This is a genomic window from Pseudomonas sp. ZT5P21 (assembly GCF_054897785.1).
Genome location: NZ_CM142705.1, coordinates 5,550,857 through 5,575,159, shown reverse-complemented (window position 1 = coordinate 5,575,159; position 24,303 = coordinate 5,550,857). Strand labels below are relative to the sequence as shown.

Annotated in this window: 23 protein-coding genes and 1 pseudogene; 12 read left to right on the top strand and 12 right to left on the bottom strand. The window is 59.8% G+C overall.

What is annotated here, in order from left to right; all coding sequences use genetic code 11:
• Nucleotides 1-266 precede the first annotated feature (266 nt).
• Complete coding sequence (locus ACYZT9_RS25970) at nt 267-1,940, top strand: putative bifunctional diguanylate cyclase/phosphodiesterase (RefSeq protein ID WP_462008009.1); 1,674 nt, start codon at nt 267-269, stop codon at nt 1,938-1,940.
• 106 nt (nt 1,941-2,046) lie between these two features.
• Here the strand turns inward: ACYZT9_RS25970 and ACYZT9_RS25965 are convergent, their stop codons facing one another.
• Entirely contained in the window at nt 2,047-3,441 is a 1,395-nt protein-coding gene (locus ACYZT9_RS25965; protein WP_462008008.1) for a NorM family multidrug efflux MATE transporter, read from the bottom strand.
• Nucleotides 3,442-3,600: 159 nt separating this feature from the next.
• Here ACYZT9_RS25965 and ACYZT9_RS25960 point away from each other — a divergent pair, with 159 nt between their 5' ends.
• The 3 genes from ACYZT9_RS25960 to ACYZT9_RS25950 all read left to right on the top strand — a co-directional run bounded on the left by ACYZT9_RS25960 (nt 3,601) and on the right by ACYZT9_RS25950 (nt 8,131).
• The gene (locus ACYZT9_RS25960) at nt 3,601-4,521 is read left to right on the top strand and encodes a LysR substrate-binding domain-containing protein (protein WP_462008007.1); all 921 of its coding nucleotides are present in this window, start codon (nt 3,601-3,603) and stop codon (nt 4,519-4,521) included.
• 180 nt (nt 4,522-4,701) lie between these two features.
• On the top strand, nt 4,702-6,678 hold the full coding sequence (locus ACYZT9_RS25955; RefSeq protein ID WP_462008006.1) for a methyl-accepting chemotaxis protein: 1,977 nt from the start codon (nt 4,702-4,704) through the stop codon (nt 6,676-6,678).
• Nucleotides 6,679-6,916: 238 nt separating this feature from the next.
• Complete coding sequence (locus ACYZT9_RS25950; protein WP_462008005.1) at nt 6,917-8,131, top strand: aldose 1-epimerase family protein; 1,215 nt, start codon at nt 6,917-6,919, stop codon at nt 8,129-8,131.
• Here ACYZT9_RS25950 and ACYZT9_RS25945 read toward each other — a convergent pair.
• Complete coding sequence (locus ACYZT9_RS25945) at nt 8,128-9,621, bottom strand: YifB family Mg chelatase-like AAA ATPase (protein ID WP_462008004.1); 1,494 nt, start codon at nt 9,619-9,621, stop codon at nt 8,128-8,130. The genes ACYZT9_RS25950 and ACYZT9_RS25945 overlap by 4 nt on opposite strands.
• Before the next feature lie 373 nt (nt 9,622-9,994).
• Here ACYZT9_RS25945 and ACYZT9_RS25940 point away from each other — a divergent pair, with 373 nt between their 5' ends.
• On the top strand, nt 9,995-10,258 hold the full coding sequence (locus ACYZT9_RS25940) for a HigA family addiction module antitoxin (RefSeq protein ID WP_462008003.1): 264 nt from the start codon (nt 9,995-9,997) through the stop codon (nt 10,256-10,258).
• Nucleotides 10,259-10,262: 4 nt separating this feature from the next.
• Here ACYZT9_RS25940 and ACYZT9_RS25935 read toward each other — a convergent pair.
• Nucleotides 10,263-10,775, bottom strand: a pseudogene (locus ACYZT9_RS25935) (BRO-N domain-containing protein).
• Nucleotides 10,776-11,233: 458 nt separating this feature from the next.
• A complete protein-coding gene (locus ACYZT9_RS25930) occupies nt 11,234-11,494 on the bottom strand; it encodes an accessory factor UbiK family protein (protein ID WP_008030504.1) in 261 nt (86 codons plus the stop codon).
• A 419-nt stretch (nt 11,495-11,913) separates the two neighbouring features.
• Between ACYZT9_RS25930 and glnK the strand changes: the two genes are divergently transcribed.
• From glnK to sutA, 4 genes are all read left to right on the top strand, one after another.
• A complete protein-coding gene (glnK, locus tag ACYZT9_RS25925; protein WP_002555808.1) occupies nt 11,914-12,252 on the top strand; it encodes a P-II family nitrogen regulator in 339 nt (112 codons plus the stop codon).
• Nucleotides 12,253-12,288: 36 nt separating this feature from the next.
• Nucleotides 12,289-13,626 (top strand): ammonium transporter, encoded by a 1,338-nt coding sequence (locus ACYZT9_RS25920; RefSeq protein WP_462008002.1) that lies wholly within the window; start codon nt 12,289-12,291, stop codon nt 13,624-13,626.
• A gap of 213 nt (nt 13,627-13,839) precedes the next feature.
• Nucleotides 13,840-14,265: a secondary thiamine-phosphate synthase enzyme YjbQ gene (locus ACYZT9_RS25915; RefSeq protein ID WP_462008001.1), complete on the top strand. Its 426-nt coding sequence runs from the start codon at nt 13,840-13,842 to the stop codon at nt 14,263-14,265.
• Nucleotides 14,266-14,366: 101 nt separating this feature from the next.
• Nucleotides 14,367-14,687 carry a transcriptional regulator SutA gene (sutA, locus tag ACYZT9_RS25910; RefSeq protein WP_462008000.1) on the top strand — a complete coding sequence of 107 codons (321 nt, stop codon included), beginning with the start codon at nt 14,367-14,369 and terminating at the stop codon, nt 14,685-14,687.
• A gap of 193 nt (nt 14,688-14,880) precedes the next feature.
• Here sutA and ACYZT9_RS25905 read toward each other — a convergent pair whose 3' ends face one another.
• The 6 genes from ACYZT9_RS25905 to lptM are packed head-to-tail and all read right to left on the bottom strand — an operon-like array spanning nt 14,881 to nt 19,503.
• A complete protein-coding gene (locus tag ACYZT9_RS25905; protein ID WP_462007999.1) occupies nt 14,881-15,591 on the bottom strand; it encodes an HAD family hydrolase in 711 nt (236 codons plus the stop codon).
• On the bottom strand, nt 15,588-16,487 hold the full coding sequence (xerC, locus tag ACYZT9_RS25900) for a tyrosine recombinase XerC (RefSeq protein WP_462007998.1): 900 nt from the start codon (nt 16,485-16,487) through the stop codon (nt 15,588-15,590). Before xerC ends, ACYZT9_RS25905 begins: the two co-directional genes overlap by 4 nt.
• Before the next feature lie 2 nt (nt 16,488-16,489).
• Nucleotides 16,490-17,215: a DUF484 family protein gene (locus tag ACYZT9_RS25895; RefSeq protein ID WP_462007997.1), complete on the bottom strand. Its 726-nt coding sequence runs from the start codon at nt 17,213-17,215 to the stop codon at nt 16,490-16,492.
• A gap of 13 nt (nt 17,216-17,228) precedes the next feature.
• Complete coding sequence (gene dapF / locus ACYZT9_RS25890) at nt 17,229-18,059, bottom strand: diaminopimelate epimerase (protein ID WP_462007996.1); 831 nt, start codon at nt 18,057-18,059, stop codon at nt 17,229-17,231.
• Between the two features lie 4 nt (nt 18,060-18,063).
• Complete coding sequence (lysA, locus tag ACYZT9_RS25885) at nt 18,064-19,311, bottom strand: diaminopimelate decarboxylase (protein WP_462007995.1); 1,248 nt, start codon at nt 19,309-19,311, stop codon at nt 18,064-18,066.
• A 9-nt stretch (nt 19,312-19,320) separates the two neighbouring features.
• A complete protein-coding gene (gene lptM, locus ACYZT9_RS25880; RefSeq protein WP_462007994.1) occupies nt 19,321-19,503 on the bottom strand; it encodes an LPS translocon maturation chaperone LptM in 183 nt (60 codons plus the stop codon).
• Nucleotides 19,504-19,737: 234 nt separating this feature from the next.
• Between lptM and cyaY the strand changes: the two genes are divergently transcribed.
• The 3 genes from cyaY (at nt 19,738) to rnk (ending at nt 20,987) form a co-directional block, all read left to right on the top strand.
• Nucleotides 19,738-20,070 (top strand): iron donor protein CyaY, encoded by a 333-nt coding sequence (cyaY, locus tag ACYZT9_RS25875; RefSeq protein WP_462007993.1) that lies wholly within the window; start codon nt 19,738-19,740, stop codon nt 20,068-20,070.
• A 4-nt stretch (nt 20,071-20,074) separates the two neighbouring features.
• Complete coding sequence (locus tag ACYZT9_RS25870) at nt 20,075-20,293, top strand: DUF1289 domain-containing protein (RefSeq protein WP_462007992.1); 219 nt, start codon at nt 20,075-20,077, stop codon at nt 20,291-20,293.
• Nucleotides 20,294-20,576: 283 nt separating this feature from the next.
• Nucleotides 20,577-20,987, top strand: a complete 411-nt coding sequence (rnk, locus tag ACYZT9_RS25865) for a nucleoside diphosphate kinase regulator (RefSeq protein ID WP_462007991.1) — start codon at nt 20,577-20,579, stop codon at nt 20,985-20,987.
• A gap of 7 nt (nt 20,988-20,994) precedes the next feature.
• On the opposite strand, the gene ACYZT9_RS25860 is transcribed toward rnk, so the two are convergent.
• Entirely contained in the window at nt 20,995-23,841 is a 2,847-nt protein-coding gene (locus ACYZT9_RS25860) for a class I adenylate cyclase (protein WP_462007990.1), read from the bottom strand.
• A gap of 183 nt (nt 23,842-24,024) precedes the next feature.
• Nucleotides 24,025-24,270 carry a TIGR02647 family protein gene (locus ACYZT9_RS25855; protein WP_462007989.1) on the bottom strand — a complete coding sequence of 82 codons (246 nt, stop codon included), beginning with the start codon at nt 24,268-24,270 and terminating at the stop codon, nt 24,025-24,027.
• Between the last annotated feature and the right edge of the window lie 33 nt (nt 24,271-24,303).

Below are 24,303 nucleotides of genomic sequence, written 5' to 3'. Positions count from 1 at the left end.
ACGTAAGTTCAGGAGTCAGTCACGAAATGGGCCGGCATTTTAACAGGCTCAGCGATTTGTGCTGCTCTCTCCGACTTGTGACGCAACACGCTATCTATATTTGCCGGTTTTGTTACTTTCACGCAGGATGCGCGGTGAATTTGCGGCTAATGTTCGTAATTTCGGATACAAAGAATCTCGTTTGATAACTGATGTCATTTGGTCATTGGTTATCGGCACGGCATAATGCCCGCCGGCTACATCATTGCAGAGTCTAGGGAGCTAGCTTGTCTACGCCTGTCGAACCCTTGCGTTTGCTGCTACTGGCCGAAGAGCCAGCGTGGGCAGCGTTGTTGCGCGAGTGTCTGGCTCCAATGGGGAGCTCGGCCGTGCTCATCAGCGCCCCGAGCTGGGAATCGGTCAGCGCTCTGTTCGATGACAACCGCAGTGCGGTGTTGTTGACGATTCCGGCTCTTCAGCCGGCGCCCGGCCGTTGCAATTTGCCGACGGTGTTGCTGCTCGAGCACGAGCCGCTCTTGCCGCCCGATGGCGTGAGCGACTGGCTGGTGCGCGATCATCTCGACCCGGGCATGTTGCGCCGTTGCCTGCGCCATGTGCGCGAGCGCGGCGTGCTGGAAAACACCCTGCAACGCCTGGCCGAGCAAGACCCGCTGACCGGCATCGCCAACCGCCAGGGTTTCCAGACCCTGCTAGCCGCGCGACTGGCGGAAAACGACGGTCGCGGCCTGGCCCTCGGTCACCTCGATCTCGACAACTTCCGCCACGCCAACGACGCCCTTGGCCACCAGGCCGGCGACCGGTTGATTCTGCAAGTGGTCGCGCGCCTGAAGAGCCAGCTCGAGGCTGGCGATCAACTGGCACGGCTGGGCAGCGATGAGTTCGCCCTGCTGATCGACACCCGCCGCGCGCCGCAACGCGCCGAGTGGATGGCCGAACGTATCACTGAAGCGCTGGCCGAGCCCTATTGGGTCGACGGCGAAAGCCTGTTGATCGGTTCCAGTCTGGGCATCGCCCATGCCCGCGCCCAAGCGGGCGCCGACCCGCTGATGTGGCACGCGCACATCGCCATGCAACAAGCCAAGAGCACTCAAGGTTGCACCTTTCACATCTTCAACGAACGCATCAACCGCAATGCCCGCAGCATGGCAGACCTCGAAAGCGAGCTGCGCCGGGCGTTGCGTCGCGATGAGCTGGAGCTGCATTACCAGCCACGCCTGAATCTTGAGGACGGCCAGATTGTCGGGCTCGAAGCCCTGGTGCGCTGGCGCCATGCCGAGCGTGGGTTACTGCCGCCGAGTGAATTCGTGCCGCTGGCCGAGCAAAGCGGATTGATCGTGCCGCTCGGTTACTGGGTGATTTCCCGTGCATTGCGCGACATGCAAGCGCTGCGCGAACGGGGGTTGCCGGCGTTACACATGGCAATCAACCTGTCGTTTCGGCAGTTTCAGGACAGCCAATTGTTGTCGACCCTGAGCCGGCTGATTGCCGAGCGCGGCGTCGAGGCGCAATGGCTGGAATTCGAACTGACCGAAACGGCGGTCATGCGTCGCAGCGATCTGGTCAAGCAGACCATGGATGCTCTCGGGCGGCTGGGCGTGCGTTTCTCGCTCGACGACTTCGGCACCGGTTTTTCGTCCTTCGTGCACCTCAACAGCCTGCCGATTGCCTTGCTGAAGGTCGACAAGAGTTTTGTCGGCGGGATGGAAGAGCGCGAAGAGAATCGCAAACTGGTCCACGCGATGATCAACCTGGCGCACAACCTCAATCTTGAAGTAGTCGCCGAAGGCGTGGAAACACCGGAGCAGCTGGATCTGTTGCGCGGCTTTGGTTGCGATCAGGTGCAAGGGTATTTGATCAGCAAGCCATTGCCGTTGACGGAGCTGGTTGAGTATTTGAGCTTTGGCAGCAGTCAGCAGCCAGCATTGGAAGTCGTGAGCTAGTCACGAACTACTGTGGGAGCGAGCTTGCTCGCGATAGCGGTCTTTCAGTCACATCGATGTTGGATGGACCACCGTCATCGCGAGCAAGCTCGCTCCCACAGGGGCATCAGTCGGTCTGAACGGCCTCGAAGCGCTGCGATGACGGCTCCCGCCGAATCATCCGCTTCATTTTCCATTCAAACGCCAGCGTGAGGCTCACCGCCGCGCACGCCAATCCCAGTGCCAACCCCCACCAGACGCCCGTCGGTCCCCAGTTCAAATGGAAGGCCATCCACCAAGCGGCAGGCGCGCCAATCAGCCAATAGCAAGCCAGCCCGACCAGGAACGTGGTCTTGGCGTCCTTGAGCCCGCGAATGCAGCCCATGGCGATGGTTTGCGTACCGTCGAACAGCTCGAACCACGCCGCCACCGCCAGCAGGCTCACCGCCAGATCGATGACGGGGCGGAAGGCCGGGTCGTTGTGGTCCAGGAACAAGCCGATCAACTGATGTGGCAATAACCAGAAGACCATCGCGAAGCCGAGCATCGACGCTGCGCCGAAGACGATCCCGACCCGTCCAGCCAACCGCGCGTCCAACAACTGTCCGGCACCGTAATGCTGGCCGATGCGCATGGTGATCGCGTAGGAAAGCCCCGCCGGAATCATGAACGCCACCGAGACGATCTGCAGCGCAATCTGGTGCGCGCCCATTTGTGTACTGCCCATGGTGCCCATGCACAGCGCTGCGAACGCGAACAGCCCGACTTCCACAGCGTAGGTACCGCCAATCGGCAGGCCCAGGCGCCACAACTCCTTTAAATACTGACGGTTTGGCCGCAATAGACCCTGACGCAGCGGATAAGCGTCGTAGGCCCGATGCCGACGGATGTGCAACGCCAACGCCACGGCCATCAGGTTGGCGACAATCGCCGTCACCAGGCCGATGCCCACCAGGCCCATTTTCGGCAGGCCGAACATCCCGGTAATCAACGCATAGTTGAGCAGAAAATTGGCCACGGTGCCGCCGAGGCTGATAACCATCACCGGCGTCGCCCGGCCGATGGCGCTGGTGAAGCCGCGCAACGCCATGAAGCTCAGGTAGCCGGGCAGGGCGAACGGCAGAATCAACAGGAACTGCCCAGCGGCCTGGACGTTGGTTTCGGTCTGGCCGAACAAAAGCAAAACCGGTTTGAGATTCCACAGCAGCAACCCGGCGACCAACGCCATCAACCACGCCAGCCACAATCCGGCCTGAGTCAGACGCGCCGCCCCGACGATATCGCCTGCGCCCTGACGGATTGCAACCAGGGTACCGACCGCCGCCATGACGCCAATGCAGAAGATAGACACAAACGAATACGTCGCCGCACCCAGCCCTCCGCCGGCCAGGGCTTCGGGGCTCAGGCGCGCCATCATCAAGGTGTCGGTGAGGACCATCAGCATGTGCGCCAACTGCGAGGCAATCAACGGCCCAGCCAGCCGAAGGATGGCCCAGAGTTCAGTACGCGCTGGATGCTGCATGGTCATCACGCTCGATTGTCCGAGATAACAGGAAAGCGTCGATTCTCGGCGCTCTGCGGGGTTTGCACAAAGGGATAAATAGGATGGGTAGCATGATTAAAACTCATGCTGGGAAGTTTCTGATAACTTGATGGAATAGCGCCCATAGGAGTATTCCGAATGTCTCGTCGTCTCCCTCCGTTGTATGCCCTTCGCGCATTTGAAGCGGCGGCGCGGCATAGCTCGTTTACCCGAGCAGCCGAAGAGTTATCGATTACCCAGAGCGCGGTCAGTCGGCACATTCGTACGCTCGAAGAGCATTTCGCCTGTCGGCTGTTTCACCGCAGCGGGCGCAATTTGCAACTGACCGAGTCCGCACGGCTGATCCTGCCCGGCATCCGCGAAGGCTTTACGGCGCTTGAGCGCGCCTGCAATACCTTGCGCGCCGAAGATGACATCCTGCGCATGAAAGCCCCGTCCACCCTGACCATGCGCTGGTTGTTGGCGCGACTCAGCCGTTTCCGTCATCTGCAACCGGGCAACGAAGTGCAACTGACCAGCGCCTGGATGGATGTCGACTCGGTGGACTTCAACCATGAGCCGTTCGACTGCGCCGTCATCCTCAGCAGTGGGCATTTTCCGCCGGACTGGGAGGCGAGTTTCCTGTTCCCGGAAGAACTTATTCCGGTGGGCGCGCCGAATCTTCTGAAGGATCAACCGTGGGATGTCGCGCGTCTGGCCAATGCCGAGCTGCTACACCCGACGCCGGACCGGCGTGACTGGCGCAATTGGCTGGAGCGCATGGGCCTGACGGATCAGGTGTCGCTCAAAGGTGGGCAAGTGTTCGATACGCTCGAATTGGGAATGATTGCCGCCGCCCGAGGCTATGGGGTGTCCATGGGCGATCTGCTGATGGTGGCCGAAGATGTGGCCCAGGGCCGTCTAAGTTTGCCGTGGCCGACCGCCGTCGCAAGTGGTGAGAATTATTACCTCGTCTGGCCGAAAACACGCCCCGGAGGTGAACGTTTGCGTCGTCTCAGCGATTTCCTGCAAGGCGAAGCACGGGCCATGACATTGCCGGACGTCGAGCACTTGAGCTGAATCGATAGAGCTCTCGTAATAGAGGCCTTGAGCCATATCCCGGTTAATTACTCAAGTATTCAGGTTTACCGCCGAAATCTGCAGATGGAACCTTCGTGCAGGTTCGACGTTATTCCCATTGTTAGAAATTTTGCTGAGCAGCCGATCAAACAAGATCGGGCCACTTGGCCAGGAGCTGTCATGTCTCAACCTCGTGCCCGGATTGCCTCTCAGCTTGGACTTGCGCTCGGCGTTATTCTGGCGATTGTCATCAGCGGCAGCACCGTGTTCGCCCTGCGTTCGCTGGACACTGCCAACCTCGCCACCCGCGAAGAGCACCTGGCCAGTGAAGCCCGCTTGCTGGCCGACCAGTTGAGTACGTTTCACGGCACGTTGCGTGAAAGCACCCAGCGCCTGGCTGGTCTGTTCGAGAAGCGCTTCAGCGCAGGCCTCAGCGTGCATGCGGACGATCCAGTGACGGTTGCCGGCACGCAGACCCCGGGCCTGCACCTGGGCAATGAAGTGTTGAACAACAACTTCAAGGAAGTGGACGAGTTCAAGCAAATGACGGCGGGTGTTGCGACGGTGTTCGTGCGCAGCGGCGAGGACTTCATTCGGGTCAGCACATCCCTGAGCAAACAAGATGGCAGCCGCGCCATCGGCACGTTGCTGGATCATGCCAATCCGGCCTATGCACGCCTGATGGCGGGGCAGAGCTACGTCGGCCGCGCCTTGCTCTTCGAACGTTCCTACATGACGCAATACACCCCTGTTCGCGACGGCAGCGGTAAGGTGATTGCGGTGCTGTTCGTAGGATTTGATTACACCGACGCTCAGAACGCCCAGTTCGCCAACCTCAAGCGCTTCCGCATCGGCCAGACCGGTTCCCTGGCGTTGCTGGATGAGCAGAACAAGTGGCTGGTGCCGATCGCCGGCGTACAAGCGTTGGATAAAGCCGTCCCGGCCATTGGCGCGCTGGCGAAAACGCCGGGTAAGGGTGATTTCTGGAGCGACACGTCCGAAGACTTCTACAGCGTTGCGGTGCCATTCGACGGCGGGCCATGGTCAGTCGTGGCAAGCATGCCCAAAGCGGAAATCAGCGCGGTCACCTGGAGCGTCGGCATTCAATTGGCGATTGGCAGTCTTCTATCGATGTTGATCGCTGTCGGTTCCGCCGTCTGGCTGCTGCGCAGCAAACTCGCGCCGCTGGGCGATCTGGTCCGTCAGGCCGAAGCCCTCGGCGCCGGTGATCTGAGCGTGCGCCTGAACGTGTCGAGCAACGACGAAATCGGTCAACTGGCCCGTGCCTTCAACCAGATGAGCCAAGCACTGTCGACCATGGTCGAGCACATCCGAAAAGCCTCTCAGGAGGTCAACAGCCGTGCCCAGGCCTTGTCCGGTCTGTCGGGCGGTGCCTATGAAGGCATGGAGCAGCAGTCCGGCGAAATCACCAGCATGGCCGGCGCTGTGGAAGAATTCAGCGCCACATCGCTGAACATTGCCGACAACATGGGCAGCACCCAGCGTCTGGCGCAGGAAAACGCACAGCAAACCCAGATCGGTCGTACATCAATGGGCGAAGCGTCTTCGTCCCTGGAGCAAATTGCCGGAGCCCTGAACAGCACTGCCACGGTGATTAACACCTTGGGCCAGCGCTCTCAGGAAATCGGCGGCATTGTCGGCGTGATCACTTCGATTGCCGAACAAACCAACCTGCTGGCGCTGAACGCGGCGATCGAAGCGGCGCGCGCCGGTGAGCAAGGTCGCGGTTTTGCAGTGGTGGCCGATGAGGTTCGAAACCTAGCTTCGCGTACTCGTCAGGCCACGGACGAAATCTCGGGGATGATCCAGAGCATTCAGCAGGAAACTGGCAACGCCATCAGCACCATGGAGCAGGGCAATGTGCTGATGCAGGAAGGCCTTTCGCGCAACGCAAACGTCGCATCGGCGCTGGCTCGAATCGATGAGCAGAGTCGTTCGGCGGGTCAGCAATTTGCGGCGATTACGACGGCAACGCAGGAGCAGAGCAGCACGGCGACCTTGCTTAGCAGCAATCTGCAAAGCATTGCATTGGCCAACAGTGAGCAACGGGAAGTGGTGTCGAACCTGGCCGTGACCGCCAAAGAGCTGGAGAAGCTCGCGGCGGACTTGCGCCAAGAGGTAGACCGGTTTCGTTGAGGCGTCTTTGAAATAGCTTTCGCGAGCAAGCCCGCTCCCACAGAGTTAGCGTCGATCCGCAATCGTGTGAACGACGCCGAACCTGTGGGAGCGGGCTTGCTCGCGAAGGGACCAACTCATTCGTAAGTGTGTACCAAAACCGCAGATCGATTCTTTCCGGGTGATTTGCATTTTTGAACTTGATGAATCGTTTCAGCAAGTCTATAAAAATGGCATAACTCCAATAAAGGCTCCTGCCATGACTCCGCTCAAACTCATCGTCGCCCTCGGCGCAGTCTCTGCCGCCTCCCACGCCATGGCATGGGATTACGTCCTGCTCGACACTGACAAAGCCGCCGAAAGCTGGAAGATCACCAGCCAGCAACTCGGGGTAAAAACCGACAAACCCTTCTCCGTAACCCTGCGCACACTGCATGGTGGCCGGCAGGAGGGCGTCAGCATCGTCGACATCGATAACGGCACGATGAAACTCTCGGTGGTGCCGACTCGCGGGATGAACGTCCTACATGCTTCTGTAGGAAATGTGCGCATGGGTTGGGATTCGCCGGTCAAGGAAGTGGTCAATCCGTCCTTCATCGAACTTAACGGTCGCGGCGGATTGGGCTGGCTGGAAGGCTTCAACGAACTGGTCACCCGCTGCGGCTATGAGTGGGTCGGCCACCCCGGCATGGACAACGGCGAACTGCTGACGCTGCATGGTCGTGCCGCCAACATTCCGGCCAGCAAAGTCACTCTGCACATCGACGAAGAGCCGCCTTACGCCATTAGCCTGCGCGGCGAGCTGAAAGAGCAGGCGTTCAAGAAGGTCGATTTCTCCGTCGCGACCGAGCTGGTCACCGAACCCGGCAGCGTGGTTTTTGCGCTCAACGACACCTTGACCAACAACGGCGACTATCCAAAGGAATACCAGGCGCTGTATCACAGCAATTTCAGCACCCCTTTCCTGGAGCAGGGCGCCCGCTTCGCCGCACCGGTCAAGCAGGTATCGCCGTTCAACGACAAGGCCAAAGGTGACTTGCCGGACTGGCAGGCGTTCCGCGCGCCGACCAGGGATTACGATGAGACGGTTTACAACGTCGTGCCCTATGCCGACGCCAAGGGCGATACGCTGACCGTGCTGCATAACAAGGCGGGTAGTCTGGGTGTATCGGTGGGTTTCAACACTCAAACGTTGCCGGTCTTTTCCCTGTGGAAAAACACCGATACTCAAGGCCAGGGCTATGTGACCGGTCTCGAGCCGGGAACGAGTTTCTCCTATAACCGTCGGTACCAGCGCCCGCTCGGTTTAGTACCGACGATTGCGCCAAAAGAACGCAAGCAATTCCAGATCAGTTACAGCTTGCTGGCGGATAAGAGTGCTGTAGATAACGCTTTGAAGCGGGTGAGCGAGATTCAGGGTGGTCGGGAGACTGAAGTCAGGCAGGTTCCTTTGGTGGATCTTTCCAAGGACTAGTTTGAACTAGGCCGATACTGCAACGCCTCCGCCAGATGTTCGCGGGTGATGCCATCGACCTGCTCGAGGTCTGCCAAGGTTCGCGCGACTTTGAGCAGTCGATGGGCTGATCGGAGCGACAAGGTCAGCCGTTCACAGGCGGTTTCCAGCCAGGCTTCATCGGTTGTGGATAACTTGCAATGCTTGCGAAGGCCCGGCAGATCAAGGAAGGCATTGGCGCAGCCTTGGCGTTTGTGTTGTCGTTCTCGGGCGTCGGCTACCAGCACAGCAGCGGTGGCCGTGTCATCACCGGGTTTGATCGCAGGATTCAACGCCGTGGCTTCCCGAGCGACGGTCAGGTGCAGGTCGATACGATCCAGCAGTGGCCCCGACAGTTTGTTGCGATAACGCTGGACCATGTCCGGTGTACAGCTGCATTTACCGCTGGGTTCGCCAAGGTATCCACAGGGGCATGGATTCATCGCGGCCACCAATTGAAAACGCGCTGGAAACCTCACGCGATCCTTGGCGCGGGAAATCACGATATGCCCGGACTCCAGCGGTTCTCTCAAAACCTCCAGCACCTTGCGGTCAAACTCCGGCAGCTCATCAAGGAACAGGACGCCATGGTGGGCGAGGGTGATTTCGCCCGGTTGCGGCTTCGAACCACCACCCACCAGCGCTGGACCGGAAGCGGAGTGATGGGGTTGGCGGAACGGTCGTTGTGGCCAGTGGCTTAACGGCACGCAACTGGCGACGGACTGAATGGCCGCGACCTCCAGTGCTTCATGCTCAGGCAACGGTGGCAGCAATCCCGGCAAACGACTCGCCAACAGCGTTTTGCCTGTCCCCGGTGGCCCGCTGAACAACAGGTTATGAGCCCCAGCCGCCGCAATCAGCAACGCGCGCTTGGCCGAGCGTTGGCCCTGCACTTCATTCAGGTCGGGATAGGGTTTGCTGGCGTAGAGCAAACCATTTGAAACGTAAGGCTCGACCGGCGTATGGCCATTGAAATGCGCGACCGCCTCCAGCAAATGATCCACCGCAAACACCTTCAACCCAGACGCCAAGCATGCCTCTTCGGCATTCGCTCGCGGCACCATCAGCGAACGCCCGGCCTTGCGCGCGGCCAGTGCCGCTGGCAACACGCCTCTCACGGCACGCACCGCGCCTGAAAGCGCCAACTCTCCCAAACATTCAATATCATCCAGCGTCAACGTCGGCACCTGCACGCTGGCTGACAGAATCCCCAAGGCAATTGCCAGATCAAATCGCCCGCCATCCTTCGGCAAATCCGCCGGAGCAAGATTCAACGTGATGCGCCGCGCCGGAAACTGCAGGCCCGAATTGATGATCGCGCTACGGACCCGATCCTTGCTTTCCTTCACCGCCGCTTCGGGTAACCCGACCATGGTCAGCGACGGCAAACCGTTGGCCAGATGGACTTCGACGGTGACTGCGGGAGCATCCACGCCAACCTGGGCGCGGCTGTGGACGATGGAGAGGGACATGGTCGTTCCTTGAGCTGAAGAGCACCGCTTCCTGCGGGTTTTTTGAAGGGTAGTCGGGAAGGCTGATTTGAGCCTGGCAAGAGAGCAGAGAAACCTTCGCAGGATGTTGCGAGCTTAATGTAGGAGCGAGCTTGCTCGCGATGGTCGTTAACGGAGGTGCGTGTTTGCTGAATAAGTGCGGCGCTCTGGCGTTCATCGCGAGCAAGCTCGCTCCTACATGATTGTTTCTTGACCGATGAAACTGTGTCGTAGGGGCCGATTTTGTAGGATTGTGCCGAGATGTATGACGGACCTCGGCGAAAGTGCGCGGACGTGGTTGTGTACGATTGGTACCCACCTATGATCGCAGCAGATCATAGCGTCGGACAGTGAAATGAAAACTAATGGAATGCGGCCGATTCATCCCGGAGAAATTCTAGAGAAAGAGCTTCTCGAGCCGTTGGGCATCTCGGTGTCCGATCTCTCGTTCCGACTTTGCTTGGCCGAGGATGAGGTGAGTGAGCTGGTGGCGCAGACCCGCGCGGTGAATCCTGACATTGCCAAAAAGCTAACCATCTACCTCAACACCACGCCCGACTTCTGGCTGAATCTGCAATCGACATACGATTTACGCAGAGCCGAAATCGAGCGTGGATGAGCGCTTAAAACGAATGCAACGCTCGCGTAGCTTTTTTCCACCACGGCACGTTGGCCGGTCGCTGGGTCTGCTCCCCACTCGGCAATAGTTGCGGCACATCCTGCAACCGAATCCACGGCTGGTTATTCCAAACTCAACGACATTTTCGGCCAATTCAGAAGGCTCAGGATGGGCGTTCTGTCGAGGTGGGTTGTTCAGTGTCTCTTAAAGCTGGGACTACTTCGTGGGTCAGCCTTTCGCGCAGGGCTCGGTATTCGGGGCAATAGTGGTAGACCAGTAATGCGTAGACGCCGGATTCGCTGATCAACAGCGTGTTTTCGATGCTGCCGTGGATGAGCATTCGAGCGGACTGGCGCTGGTCTGGGTCGAGTTTTCGGCCGGCGCGTTCGTCGAGGTAGAGGCGCAGGAGGCGACCGAGGTCGCGGGCGCTGAACCAGGGTTGGTTTTCCAGGAGGTGGGTGTGGAGGTGGAGTTTGTGGCGGGTGAAGACGTGAGGAATCAGATAGTTTTCGTCCATCGAACAGTTCTCGGGATCAAATGAAGAAAACTGCCTCTGATCGTCGCCAAACGAGAAGGGTGGCAGCCATGCGCGGGTTGGCGAACCGGTGACGCCCGAGAACCGGCAGACCCTAAGGTCTCCCACGCATAGCCGCCATAATTCGAGATGGGAATAAATTCCTCGGTCGAATGTGGTCGCGGTGCGTCGGGGTCTTCCGGGTCGCCAAACCCAGAGCTGATTATTCAGCTGTAGATGAGCATAGAAACCGGAGGCATTGCGGTGCAATCGGACGGCGGTGGTTTTGTTGTAGGAAGGTGCCGGGATATTTGAGGGCTTGTAGATCAAACGATCGCAGCCTGCGGCAGCTCCTACGGGGGTGGTTTATCCCGTGCGGGATGGCTGGTAGACCGAGGCGACCCCATTCGCGGGCAAGCCCGCTCCCACAGGGGATCGCATTTCACAGAGGAATCGGTGTGTTACTCGGTTGGAGGATTCAGCTTAGCTTCCAGCTCCGCCACCTTCGCCTCGAGACTTTCCAGCCGCGCCCGGGTGCGTGCCAGCACAACCATCTGACTATCAAACTCTTCCCGGCTCACCAGATCCAGCTTGCTGAATCCGCTCTGTAGCAAGGCCTTGAACTGGCTTTCGATTTCGCTTTTCGGCAGTGGGGTGTCGCCGCTGAAGAGGCGGGAGGCGGTGCCGGTCAGGGCGTCAAGGAAGTCTTTGGGCGCGAGCATGGGAAAGGTCCTGGGAACATTGTCGGGCAGTGTATCACGCAGCGTCTATAGTCAATTCCGACCACTGGCCATGCACGCTTTTCGCGCATGCGGACGGACGGCGTCGCACCGTTGTTGTGCGTAACCGCTAGGCCAAACCCGCGTCAACCGGCGTTTGCGGGGTCAACGTGTTGAATTCAATGACTTTAGGCGAGATGGCAAGCTTTCTGCTTAGACGGTAGTGACCCATGCACTGATGCAGTCGCTGTGACGAATGCAGTGCGCCAAGCGGAACGGGGGAAGTGTTTCGTGCGGAGTGGTTAGCTGGCGTCGTACGGGCAATCAAGGCCGACGATGCGTTACAAAGCCAGGCACTGCGCTTAGACTTGAGTCGGGTTTGTTTTCCTGGGGCAAGTCCACCAATTCGGGAGAGAGTTTTCATGAAGCTAGTCACTGCCATCATCAAGCCGTTCAAGTTGGACGACGTGCGCGAATCGCTGTCCGAAATCGGCGTGCAGGGCATTACCGTAACTGAAGTCAAAGGCTTCGGTCGGCAGAAGGGTCACACCGAGCTGTATCGCGGCGCGGAATACGTGGTCGATTTCCTGCCCAAGGTGAAGATCGATGTCGCCATTGACGACAAGGATCTGGACCGGGTTATCGAGGCGATAACCAAGGCTGCCAACACCGGCAAGATCGGTGACGGCAAGATCTTCGTGGTCAATCTGGAACAGGCGATTCGCATCCGTACCGGCGAAACCGATACCGACGCAATCTAAGCCGCCACAAACCCCAACGCCCCAGGAGAAAACAATATGACTCTGCGTAAATTCGCAGGGCTAGGAGCCCTGTTGTCCCTCGTAATGCCCAGCCTGGCCATGGCAGCAGACGAAGTGGCGGCCCCAGTCCTGAATTCCGGCGACACCGCCTGGATGATGACCTCGACAGCCCTCGTGCTGTTCATGACCATTCCCGGCCTCGCGCTGTTCTACGGCGGCATGGTTCGGTCGAAAAACATTCTTTCCGTGATGATGCAGTGCTTTGCCATTACCGGTCTGATCAGCATTCTGTGGGTCATTTATGGCTACAGCATCGCGTTCGACACCACCGGCATGGAACAGGGCGTCGTCAACTTCAACTCGTTCTTTGGCGGTATGGGCAAGGCCTTCCTCGCCGGTGTCACGCCATCGAGCCTGACCGGTCCGGCGGCGCTGTTCCCTGAGGCGGTGTTTATCACCTTCCAGATGACTTTCGCCATCATTACCCCAGCCCTGATCGTCGGTGCTTTCGCCGAGCGGATGAAATTCTCCGCGATGCTGATCTTCATGGGCATCTGGTTCACCCTGGTTTACGCACCGATTGCACACATGGTCTGGTCCGGCAACGGCGGCCTGATGTGGGACTGGGGCGTGCTGGACTTCGCCGGCGGCACCGTGGTGCACATCAACGCCGGTGTGGCCGGCCTGATTGCCTGCCTGGTACTGGGCAAGCGTAAAGGCTTCCCGACCACCCCGATGGCACCGCACAACCTCGGTTACACCCTGATGGGGGCTGCGATGCTGTGGGTCGGCTGGTTCGGTTTCAACGCCGGTTCCGCTGCAGCGGCCAACGGCACTGCCGGTATGGCGATGCTCGTGACTCAGATCGCAACCGCTGCTGCCGCATTGGGCTGGATGTTCGCCGAGTGGGTCACCCACGGCAAACCAAGTGCACTGGGTATTGCTTCGGGCGTGGTCGCCGGTCTGGTTGCCATCACTCCAGCCGCTGGCACCGTGGGTCCGATGGGCGCCCTGGTGATCGGTCTGGCAGCGGGCGTGGTGTGCTTCTTCTGCGCAACCACCCTGAAACGCAAACTCGGTTATGACGACTCCCTGGACGCCTTCGGTGTGCACGGTATCGGCGGTATCCTCGGCGCGATCCTGACCGGCGTGTTCGCTGCACCGTCGCTGGGTGGCTTCGGCACCGTCACCGACATCGCCGCGCAAGTCTGGATTCAGTGCAAAGGCGTGGGCTTCACGGTGATCTACACAGCGATCGTCACTTACATCATTCTCAAGGTACTGGACGTCGTCATGGGTCTGCGTATCACCGAAGAAGAAGAGGCTGTCGGTATCGATCTGGCACTTCACAACGAACGCGGCTACAACTTGTAAGACGCGCACAAGAAACTTGCCCGGCTTGCCGGGCATTTTTTTGTCTGGAGTTTGTCAGTACAGGCACTGCTGAAAGGTTTTTTCGTACACGTTTAGTGGCGTTTGCGGCGGGCGTTTTTCTGCGGCTAATCGCTTACATGATTGAAGGAATATTAGGGCCTTTGTTTTTTCCCAGAGCGCGCTAGAATGCGCCCCGAACGTGCGGAGAACTGTATGTGGCAACAGACTCTGATTACCCTGCGGGCCAAGCCTCGGGGCTTTCATCTGGTAACGGACGAGTTACTCGCCGGCCTGCCTGAACTGAAGGCGTGCCGGGTTGGTCTTTTGCATCTGTGGTTACAGCATACCTCGGCGTCGTTGACCATCAACGAGAACGCCGATCCGGCGGTACGTCGCGACTTCGAACGATTTTTCAATCGTCTGATCCCACAAGGAACAGACGGCTATGAGCATAACGACGAAGGCCTGGACGACCTCCCGGCGCACTTCAAGGCCAGCGTACTTGGCTGTCAGCTCAGTTTGCCGATTTCGGCGGGCCGACTGGCGTTGGGGACCTGGCAAGGCGTTTATCTGGGCGAGCACCGTGATCATGGCGGTGCCCGTAAAGTCCTCGCCACCGTGCACGGTGACGGGGCATAAACCGCTGGTCACAAGCGGTTAACGAATTTTTCCGGCAACCTTCGACAGATGGCGAAGCTGGGCTATAACTAATCTGCTTTTCGCAAGTCATGAGGTAGAACATGAGCGACGATGATCTGGAAAACGACGACCTCGAAGTAGGCGACGACGAAACCGAAGAAGGTCTGGAAGCCGCGGCGGACGACGTCGTTGAAGACGACGGTGGTGACGCGCCCGTTCCGGCCGCCAAAGGCAAGGCCAAGGCTGCGGTATCGGTCGATGAGCTGCCGAGTGTCGAAGCCAAGAACAAGGAACGCGATGCTCTCGCGCGGGCCATGGAAGAGTTTTTGGCCAAGGGCGGGAAGGTGCAGGAAGTGGAGGCCAATGTGGTCGCCGATCCGCCCAAGAAGCCTGACAACAAGTACGGCAGCCGGCCTATCTAAGCGTCTGCCCTTGATTGCTGAAAAAGCCCGCCGTCGCTGCGGGCTTTTTCATGGGTGAAACAAAAGGCTCTGGCTTGGCGCAACCCTTGTAGGAGCCGAGCTTGCTCGCGATGGCGGTGTGTCAGCCAATATAACTGTTGAATGTGACGGCCTCTTCGCGAGCAAGCTCGGCTCCTACAGGGGTCGTGTGTCATCAAGATGGTTGATGGGCGCTCCACCGCGCCAACAACGCCGGCAATTCGGTCAGGCTGCGGATCTCGGCATCCGGCGCCTTCTGTGCTTCCCACAATTTGCCTTGCGGGTTAAACCAGACCGCCCGCAACCCTGCCTGCTGCGCCCCGGCAATGTCATCACCCGGATGATCGCCAATGTGCACCGCCGTCTCTGCCGTCGCACCACCACGCTGCAACGCCTCATGAAACAGGCGCGCATCCGGTTTGGCGATGCCGATGTCTTCGGCGCACAAGGCAAACTTGAAGTAATCCGCCAGCCCCAGTCGACGCACATCAGCATTACCGTTTGTGACCACGCCCAAGGCGTAATGATTGGCGAGAATCTCTAGCGTCGGCTGCACCTCCGGGAAGATTTCCAGCTGATGCCGCGCATGCAGAAACACTTCAAAACTCTGATCGGCCAGGTCAGACGCCTGGCCATGATCGTAACCGGCCTCTTCCAGTGCATGAAAAAGCACCCGGCGACGCAGCGCGCTAATACGATGTTTGAGACCAGGTTCACTGCTCAGAATTCGTTCACGAATCGTCCACAAATGCTCCACCGGCACCGCGCCCAGATTCGGTGCATGTTCCGTCAGCCATTCACGCAGTACGGCTTCGGCGCTGACGATCACCGGGGCGGTGTCCCACAGGGTGTCGTCGAGGTCGAAAGTGATCAATTGGATGGTCATGAATCATCGCCCTTAATGCGTTTGGCCCGTGGATGGGCGCTGTCATAGACCGTCGCCAGGTGCTGGAAGTCCAAGTGGGTGTAAATCTGGGTGGTCTTGATGTCCGAGTGGCCGAGTAATTCCTGCACCGCTCGCAGGTCTTGAGAAGATTCCAGCAGGTGACTGGCGAATGAATGCCGCAGCATGTGCGGGTGCAGGTTCTGTCCCAGCTCACGCTCGCCAGCGGCCTTGACGCGCACTTGAATCGCCCGAGGTCCGAGGCGTCGGCCTTGCTGGCTGACAAACACCGCGTCATCCGCCGGATGGGTCATGGCTCGCAGTGGCAGCCACAGCTCCAGCGCTTCGCGAGCCTTTTTACCAACCGGTAATAGTCGGGTCTTGCTGCCCTTGCCGAGCACCTGAACCATGCCGTCGGCCAGATCCAGCTGATCGAGATTGAGCCCGGTCAGTTCCGAAAGGCGCAACCCGGAGGAATAGAACAGTTCCAGAATCGCCTGATCCCGGCGCGCGAGGAAATCATCCTCCACCGCACCTTCAAGCAGTTGCAGCGCACGGTCAGTGTCGAGGGTTTTCGGCAGCCTTCGTTCGCCTTTGGGCGGAGCCAGACCGTTAGCCGGGTCGTGGTCGCAAAGGCCTTCGCGGTTCAAATAGTGATAAAGCCCGCGCACCGCCGAGAGCAGCCGGGCCAGGCTGCGGGACGATTGCCCCTGAGAATGCAGGCGAGCGATCAGGCTGCGCAGGCGCTGGATGTCCAGCGCGGCCCAGCTGCCAATGTTCTGTTTGACGCACCAGCCCAGCACTTTGTCGAGGTCGCGGCGATAGGCGTATAGCGTATGGGGCGACACCTGCCGCTCACTGCGCAGGTGTTCGCAGTAAGCGTCCAGTTGCCGTTCCACGATCAGCGTACCGAGCGCAGCGAGATGTTGACCCGTGGCAGCACGCGGCCCATGACTTCGGCGATGTAGCTCAGGAACAGCGTGCCCACCGAGCTTTTGTAGTGCTGCGGATCGCGGCTGGCGATGGCCAGGATGCCGTGAATGCCTTGGTGGCTGATGGCGACCACGGCGGAGGAGCCGATTTGCTTGCGCTGCTCTTCGCCGAACAGGAAGTCCAGCTCATGCTCACGGAGGCTGCCGCTGACACTTTTGTCTTCCGAGAGCAGACCGCCAATGGCCGTTTGCGCGTCGGCGTAGGTCACCCAGCGGCCCACCGGCATCGGGTTGTCGCCCAGCAGGATCAGGCTGACAAAAGGCACCTGGAAATCCTGACGCAGGCTGTCTTCAACGCTGATCACCACGTCTTCCAGGCTGGTGGCGTCCATCAGCGCGAGAATCAGGCGGCGGGTCTTGTCGAACAGCCGGTCGTTGTCGCGGGCCACGTCCATCAAGTGCGAGAGGCGATGACGCAATTCGATGTTGCGGTCGCGCAGGATGGTCATCTGGCGTTCGACCAACGAAATGGTGTCGCCACGCTGGTGCGGAATGCGCAGGGCCGGGAGCAGTTCTTCGTGCTCGACGAAGAAATCCGGATGGGCCTCCAGGTACGCGGCGATTGCCGCCGCCTCAAGGCTTTCGGAAGGGGATTCGTCGGGCTGTAGGGCGGGAACCTGGGGCTTGTCGGTCATAGGTTTGACTCACTCAAAGACGTACTTGTCCTTCATAAACACGGACTGCCGGGCCGGTCATCACGACCGGTTGGCCAGGTCCTGCCCATTCAATGGACAGGCGCCCGCCGGGCAGGTCGATCAATAGCGGCGAATCCATCCACCCCTGGCTGATCGCGGCCACTGCGGCAGCACAGGCGCCGGTGCCGCAGGCCTGGGTTTCCCCGGCGCCACGTTCCCATACGCGCAACTGCGCGCGGTTGCGGTCGATGACCTGGAGAAAACCAACATTGACCCGCGCCGGGAAGCGCGGGTGATGTTCGATTTTCGGCCCCAGTTCATGCACCGGTGCGTTGTTGATATCCGTGACGCGCAACACCGCATGCGGGTTGCCCATCGACACAGCGGCCAATTCCACGGCAGTACCGTCGACGTCGAGCGAGTAACTCAGCGCCTGATCGTCGGCGACGAACGGAATATCGGCCGGCACCAGGCGCGGTGCGCCCATGTTGACGCTGATCTGGCCATCACTGCGGATATCCAGCTCGATAATGCCACTTTTGGTTTCAACGCGAATCTGCCGTTTTGCGGTCAGGCGCTTGTCGAGCACAAAACGGGCGAAACAGCGCGCACCGTTGCCGCACTGTTCCACTTCGGAGCCGTCAGAGTTGAAGATCCGATAGCGGAAATCCACGTCCGGGTTGCTCGGTGCTTCGACGATCAGCAACTGGTCGAAGCCGATGCCCGTGTGCCGATCGCCCCATTGCTTGGCGTGTTTGGGCAGGATGTGCGCGTGCTGGCTGACCAGGTCGAGGACCATGAAGTCATTGCCCAGGCCGTGCATCTTGGTAAAACGCAGCAGCATGGTTTTACTCCGGCAGCAGGCTTTCGCCAGCGAACAACTCGGCTACCGTCTCACGGCGACGCACTTCAACTGCCTGATCACCGTCCACCAACACTTCAGCGGCACGGCCGCGGGTGTTGTAGTTGGAACTCATGACAAACCCGTAGGCGCCGGCCGAATGCACGGCCAGCAGGTCGCCTTCTTCCAGCGCCAGCTCACGATCCTTGGCCAGGAAATCGCCCGTCTCGCAGATCGGCCCGACGATGTCGTAGGCACGAGCGGCGGTAGCGCGAGGGCGCACGGCGGTGACGTCCATCCAGGCTTGATACAGCGCCGGGCGGATCAGGTCGTTCATGGCCGCATCGACGATGGCGAAGTCTTTGTGTTCGGTGTGCTTGAGGTACTCGACCTGGGTCAGCAGTACGCCGGCGTTGGCGACGATGAAGCGGCCCGGCTCGAACACCAGCGCCAGGTCACGACCGTCGAGACGCTCGCGCACGGCTTTGATGTAGTCGGAAGCCAGTGGCGGCTCTTCATCGCGATAACGCACGCCCAGGCCACCACCGAGATCGATGTGGCGAAGGTAAATCCCGCAATCGCCGAGACGGTCGACCAGGCCCAGCAGCCGGTCGAGGGCATCAATGAACGGCGGCAGGGTGGTCAGTTGCGAACCGATGTGGCAATCGACGCCGACCACTTCCAGGTTCGGCAACTGCGCGGCGCGGATGTACACGTCCTCGGCGTCGGCGATGGCGATGCCGAACTTGTTTTCTTTGAGACCGGTGGAAATGTACGGGTGCGTGCCGGCATCGACGTCCGGGTTCACGCGCAGCGAGATTGGCGCGCGAACGCCCAGCTCGGCGGCGACCGCTTGCAGACGCTCCAGCTCGTCGGTGGATTCGACATTGAAGCAGTGAACGCCGACTTCCAGGGCGCGACGCATGTCGTCACGGGTCTTGCCGACGCCAGAGAACACGATTTTGTCGGGGCTGCCGCCGGCGGCCAGAACGCGTTCCAGCTCGCCACGGGAGACGATGTCAAAACCGGCGCCGAGACGCGCCAGGACATTCAGTACGCCCAGGTTGGAGTTGGCCTTGACCGCGAAGCAGACCAGGTGCGGCATGCCGGCCAGCGCATCGGCGAACGCCAGGTACTGCGTTTCGATGTGGGCGCGGGAGTAGACGTAGGTCGGTGTGCCAAAGCGTTCGGCGATGGCGGACAGGGCAACACCTTCCGCGAACAGCTCACCGTCACGGTAGTTAAAAGCGTCCATGGCGTTCCCTTATTGGTAGACGTCGTGCTTGTGTGCTTTCGACGGCTGCTTCTGCGAGGACTGCGCCTGTTCGGCAGGGTCCTGGTTTTCGTCGGGCAGGTACAGCGGGCCTTTTTGACCGCAGGCCGACATCAGGCTGGCAAAAGCGACAAGCGTAGCGAGCGCAGCAAGGGAAGAGATCAGGCGCTTCATGGCGAAATCCTTGAAAATGCGTTAATTGCGCCGGAGTATACCGGCCACCCGGCGGATTGCCTATGCGACGGGGCTCCCGTCCGGCGGGGCTTTGCCTGATGCTTGCTAGCCAGACACAAGGACCGCGTTTGATGTACCTAATTCGGCCCTTGGTCGTTATCCTTTGCAATCACCGGGGCTCGCCCGTATCTTGCGGCGCTTGAGCGTGAACAGACACTTTTTGAGGTTGCCGTAATGAGTTTGACCGAAGCCCGTTTCCACGATCTGGTCGATGCCACCCAGCAATCGCTGGAGGATATTTTCGACGAGAGCGACCTGGATATCGACCTGGAGAGCTCGGCCGGTGTGCTCACCGTCAAGTTCGAAAACGGCAGCCAGTTGATCTTCAGTCGTCAGGAACCCCTGCGTCAGTTGTGGCTGGCGGCGGTGTCGGGTGGCTTCCACTTCGACTACGACGAAGAGAGCGAGCGCTGGATGTGCGACAAGAGCGAAGAGCAGCTCGGCGAGATGCTTGAGCGCATCGTCGATCAACAGGCCGGCGTCAAATTCGATTTCGAAGGCCTGTGAGATCGTGACCCGGCCTGCCCCCGTTCGTCCGCCCAAACCGCTCTACAGCAACGTCAGCCCAGCGGTACCTTCGCCGTGCAGCGGCGTGTGTCGGCTGGATGAACAGAAGGTCTGTCTGGGGTGTTTTCGCCACGTCGAAGACATCCGCGAATGGCGTTCGGCCGACGACGATCGCCGACGGGTCATCTGCGCCCAGGCCATCCAGCGAAAATCCTTGGCCTGACGCGCAACCCTGTGGGAGCGGGCTTGCTCGCGAAGGCGGTGGATCAGTTGATATCAATGTTGACTGTCGCACCGCCTTCGCGAGCAAGCCCGCTCCCACACAGTCATCTCTGTGCCAGATTGAAATTTCCACCTGCCTGTGCCGTGTTCGCCCCTGACTTGTATATTTTTTGAGCTGTGATAGTGTCCAGAAACGCCTCAACCCATCGAGGCTCGTGAAAACCCCGCCTTTTTCTGGCGGGGTTTTGCTTTTTTCGTGCAGAAGAAAGGAGTCTGCCCTGATCATGACCGCACCTTCCATCACCCTTACCCGACTGGACGTGCAACGTCTGGAACGCCTGATCGACAGCCTGGACGACACGCTGCCGGGCGTTATCGCGCTGCAAACCGAACTGGATCGCGCCGATACGCTGGTCGGTCACGATGAAGTGCCCGCCGATGTCGTGACCATGAACTCCCGTGTGCATTGCCGTGAAGAGAGCAGTGGCAAGGATTATCACCTGACACTGGTTTACCCCAAGGACGCCAACGCCGATGAAGGCAGGATTTCGATTCTGGCGCCAGTGGGCAGTGCGTTGCTCGGCCTTAAAGTCGGGCAGCACATCGATTGGCCCGCACCGGGTGGCAAAACCCTCCAGCTGACCCTGCTGGAAGTCGAATCGCAGCCCGCCCATGGCGGCGACTTTCCGGAATAACCTCCCCTCAGACCAGCTCGAGCGCGTCGTTCAATGCGCGCTCCAGATCGACCTTATAGCGCAGATACAAATTGCTTGAACTCTGACCATCACCGAGCAGGCCCGAGAGGTCCAGGTCGGTGATGTAGCAGCGATAGCGTTCGGTCTCGCGGCGCTGTTCGACAATTTCCCGGGCGACCACACTGAACAGTTGGTCGCCATGTTCCAGTTCTGAAAATTCCCGCTGATTGCAATACAACGTGACCTGCACCTGACCTGGTGCGGCTTTGCCGACGATCGCCTGCACGTCGTAGAACGGTTTGTTGACCGGGGTTTGCGGCGCGGTCCGGGCTTCGACCCGACGCGCTCGCCCGGGGCCGGAGGGCAGCAACTGATAATACAAAGTGTCCAGGCTCAATGGCTGGGCGGCGTCCATCGGCTGCAAGGCTTCGCGCCGGTACTGGATCGATTGCAGGAAACGTTGCAATGGCACCAGCAGGCTTTGTTCGTCGTGATAGGGCAAACGCTGCTGCCACAAGGCATTGAATTCATCCAGCACGTACAGATCGGCCTTGTCGTCGTGAATCCGGTAGAACACCTGAATGCAGTCTGGCTGGCCCATGGGCAGAATCAGCGCCAGGTCGTGGTCTTCCAGCGCCATAGGGTCCAGGTGCAGCGGGCTGTAGCTCGCCAGCTCTTCGCCCAGATAATCGAACAGCGCCGGCAGGGTGGCGAGGGCGACGTGATTGACCTGGCCCGGCACCAGTTCCAGCACGTGGTAATGCTGCTGGACCTGAATCACGTAGCGATGGTTGAGTTTGCTCAGCAGCAGGTTCTGTGCGGTGTCGATCACTTCTTCAACCCGCTGGGCGATGAACTGCGCGCGGTTATGGCAGAAGCAACGCACGCGCAATTTGGGTTGCCGCGGGCCGTTGGGCAGGTTGTTGAGGTAATCGCGCAGGCAGTCGAGCAGTGCATGAGGACCGTCGAAGCGATTGACCAGCACCTCGTTCCAGCTGTTGAGCGTGACCTGATCCAGGGTCAGCACCAGGTTTTCCCGGACCCCGGCGTAACTCAGTGAATCAGTGCGTTCGGTGGTCATCAGGATATTCAGGTCGCGGTGATGCTTGAGTGGATCGACCCCGACGTTCACCAGAATCAGCACTTCGCCCGGCACGCTGGCGCGCAGCAACGGTTCTTCGGCGACGGTGGGCAGGGGCAGGGCGATGCTCTGTTGCAAACTGCCGAGCAGGTTGAACAGTTCGAACTCGCTCAGGTCACTCTCGCCGGGATGCAGCGCCAGACGGGTGCTGCTGTCGATCACGCCGTTGCGATGGCACCAGGTCAGCAGTTCCAGCAGTTGGCGGCTGCGCTTGATCGGCGCGAAATGCTCCCACTCAAGGGCGGTCAAGCTGCCGTTGTACAAGCCCCACTGGGTTTGCCCCGATTCTTTCTTGTTCGGCGCGTGCACCAGGGTCAGGGTGTCTTCGGCCAGATCCGGGGCGATGCCGGGGTTGATGAACTCAACCTTGTCCGCCTTGCGCTCGAACGCCGCGTACAGGCGTCGTCCCAGCACATTGAGGTCACGTTTGTTGATCAGGCTGACGGTCTGTTCGCTGCGGGCGAACTCGGTCAGAAAGCGGTAGCTGTAATTGAGCTCGTTGACCAACGCCCGGCGCTCAGAGCTGACCTGACGGACTTTCCACTGACTGCGGCTGTCGAGTAAGGCCAGTTGACGATGATCCCACTGCCATTCGCCGGCCAGGCGTTCAAGCAAAGAGCGTTGCCAGCTCTGGGTGCGACCGCTGCTGCCGGTGAGTTTGCGGTTGACCTTCAGGTACAGCGCGCGGCGCACCAGCTCCAGACGCTCCGGTTCGCCCCGGGCGGTGAGGTATTCCTCGATGCGCCGGTAGACCATGATGTAGGGGTCCAGCTCATCGAGGTCGAGCCGATTGGCAAACACGGCTTGCTTGAACCGTAGGCTCAGGCACTGAACCCTGGGGTGTTCGCTGGCGTAGACCTCGGTCAGCAACAGCTTGAGCACCGACTTGTAGGGAGACTCGATGCCCTTGAACAGCTGCCAAAGTCCGGCACCGATGAATTCGCCGGGAGGGATGTACGCCAGATGCCCCAGGTCAAGGCTTTCGTCAGCACGGATGAAGCGTTTGGATAGTAGCGCGTGGGTGTAGCGGTCGTATGCGGCCTCTTCGTATACCGGCACCAGCCACCAGATCGGTGTGCGTCCGGCTAGCCAGATGGCGGTGCGGTAGAACTCGTCCAGCAGCAGATAATGCTGGGTGGTGCCACAGTCTTCGGAGCTCAGCTGATTGTCCCGCTCGCCGAGTACGAAACGGGCCGAGTCGATCAGGAAGAAATGCGCCTCGGCGCCCTGGCTCGCGGCCCAGGCTTCAAGCAACTGGCACTTTCTACTCAGCTCGTTGAGTTCGCTTTCGCTCAAGTCCGGTGCGTGACAGACCCAGACGTCCATGTCGCTCTGATCTGCCTGAGCGAGGGTCCCGAGGCTGCCCATCAGGAACAGGCCGTGAATCGGGCGCGGCGGATTGCTGCCGTGGCGCGGCTTATAGGAAAACGATCGGGTCAGGCGTTGGGCTTCGGCGAGGGCGTTGGCGTCGGGTTCGAAGTTCGACAAACCGGCGGGCGTGCTACCCGAAACGTAACCTGGCAACAGCGGGTGATTGACGTGGAAAAACAGCGGCAGCAGGGTCAACACCCCTTGCTGGCGGGTCGACAGCCCATCCATGGCGCGGGCCATGCGGCCCTCGTTGAGTTTTAAAAAGCGTGCGCGCAGCTGGCTGAGAACCTTGCGGTCGATCCCCTCGTCCAGATCAGGGCGGATTTCATGGGTGCGGGTCATGTCAGCTCAAACCGGCTCGCAGGGCTCGGACGTCGGAGGTCTCGGAATGAAGAGGAGTTTAGCGCCTCGGTCGCGGGACTTTTAAGCGGATTTTGTTTTTGGCGTCAGATTTCTATCGAGGGGCGGCCAAGTGTGCCCGCGGAAATCCCGTAGCAGGGGTTTCCGTGGGCGATGCGGTGATACTTATGCGGTTTCTTCAACGCTGAGAATGGTAAGGACAGTTTGTACACTTTGCGCGGCGTCACGCCCCAGACTTGTCAGATAACCGCCATCGGGCTGGTCGATCAGTTCTTTTTCGTACAGGCGTCGAGCGGCAGCAATGGCTTTCGGGGCAGCGGTCTGATGAATTTTCAAACCTTCCTGGGAGCTGTCCAGGTTGAAGAGTGCGAGGATTTCCAGTTCGGCAACCAACTCAGGGGTAAGCGACATAAGGACTCCAGACTTTCTAGGAATTGGACGACA

Coding starts and splice junctions, on each gene's coding strand:
- ACYZT9_RS25965 (WP_462008008.1), bottom strand. CDS start 3,441: ATGCAGCATCCAGCGCGTACTGAACTCTGGGCCATCCTTCGGCTGGCT.
- ACYZT9_RS25960 (WP_462008007.1), top strand. CDS start 3,601: ATGTCTCGTCGTCTCCCTCCGTTGTATGCCCTTCGCGCATTTGAAGCG.
- ACYZT9_RS25955 (WP_462008006.1), top strand. CDS start 4,702: ATGTCTCAACCTCGTGCCCGGATTGCCTCTCAGCTTGGACTTGCGCTC.
- ACYZT9_RS25950 (WP_462008005.1), top strand. CDS start 6,917: ATGACTCCGCTCAAACTCATCGTCGCCCTCGGCGCAGTCTCTGCCGCC.
- ACYZT9_RS25945 (WP_462008004.1), bottom strand. CDS start 9,621: ATGTCCCTCTCCATCGTCCACAGCCGCGCCCAGGTTGGCGTGGATGCT.
- ACYZT9_RS25940 (WP_462008003.1), top strand. CDS start 9,995: ATGAAAACTAATGGAATGCGGCCGATTCATCCCGGAGAAATTCTAGAG.
- ACYZT9_RS25930 (WP_008030504.1), bottom strand. CDS start 11,494: ATGCTCGCGCCCAAAGACTTCCTTGACGCCCTGACCGGCACCGCCTCC.
- glnK (WP_002555808.1), top strand. CDS start 11,914: ATGAAGCTAGTCACTGCCATCATCAAGCCGTTCAAGTTGGACGACGTG.
- ACYZT9_RS25920 (WP_462008002.1), top strand. CDS start 12,289: ATGACTCTGCGTAAATTCGCAGGGCTAGGAGCCCTGTTGTCCCTCGTA.
- ACYZT9_RS25915 (WP_462008001.1), top strand. CDS start 13,840: ATGTGGCAACAGACTCTGATTACCCTGCGGGCCAAGCCTCGGGGCTTT.
- sutA (WP_462008000.1), top strand. CDS start 14,367: ATGAGCGACGATGATCTGGAAAACGACGACCTCGAAGTAGGCGACGAC.
- ACYZT9_RS25905 (WP_462007999.1), bottom strand. CDS start 15,591: ATGACCATCCAATTGATCACTTTCGACCTCGACGACACCCTGTGGGAC.
- ACYZT9_RS25895 (WP_462007997.1), bottom strand. CDS start 17,215: ATGACCGACAAGCCCCAGGTTCCCGCCCTACAGCCCGACGAATCCCCT.
- dapF (WP_462007996.1), bottom strand. CDS start 18,059: ATGCTGCTGCGTTTTACCAAGATGCACGGCCTGGGCAATGACTTCATG.
- lysA (WP_462007995.1), bottom strand. CDS start 19,311: ATGGACGCTTTTAACTACCGTGACGGTGAGCTGTTCGCGGAAGGTGTT.
- lptM (WP_462007994.1), bottom strand. CDS start 19,503: ATGAAGCGCCTGATCTCTTCCCTTGCTGCGCTCGCTACGCTTGTCGCT.
- cyaY (WP_462007993.1), top strand. CDS start 19,738: ATGAGTTTGACCGAAGCCCGTTTCCACGATCTGGTCGATGCCACCCAG.
- rnk (WP_462007991.1), top strand. CDS start 20,577: ATGACCGCACCTTCCATCACCCTTACCCGACTGGACGTGCAACGTCTG.
- ACYZT9_RS25860 (WP_462007990.1), bottom strand. CDS start 23,841: ATGACCCGCACCCATGAAATCCGCCCTGATCTGGACGAGGGGATCGAC.
- ACYZT9_RS25855 (WP_462007989.1), bottom strand. CDS start 24,270: ATGTCGCTTACCCCTGAGTTGGTTGCCGAACTGGAAATCCTCGCACTC.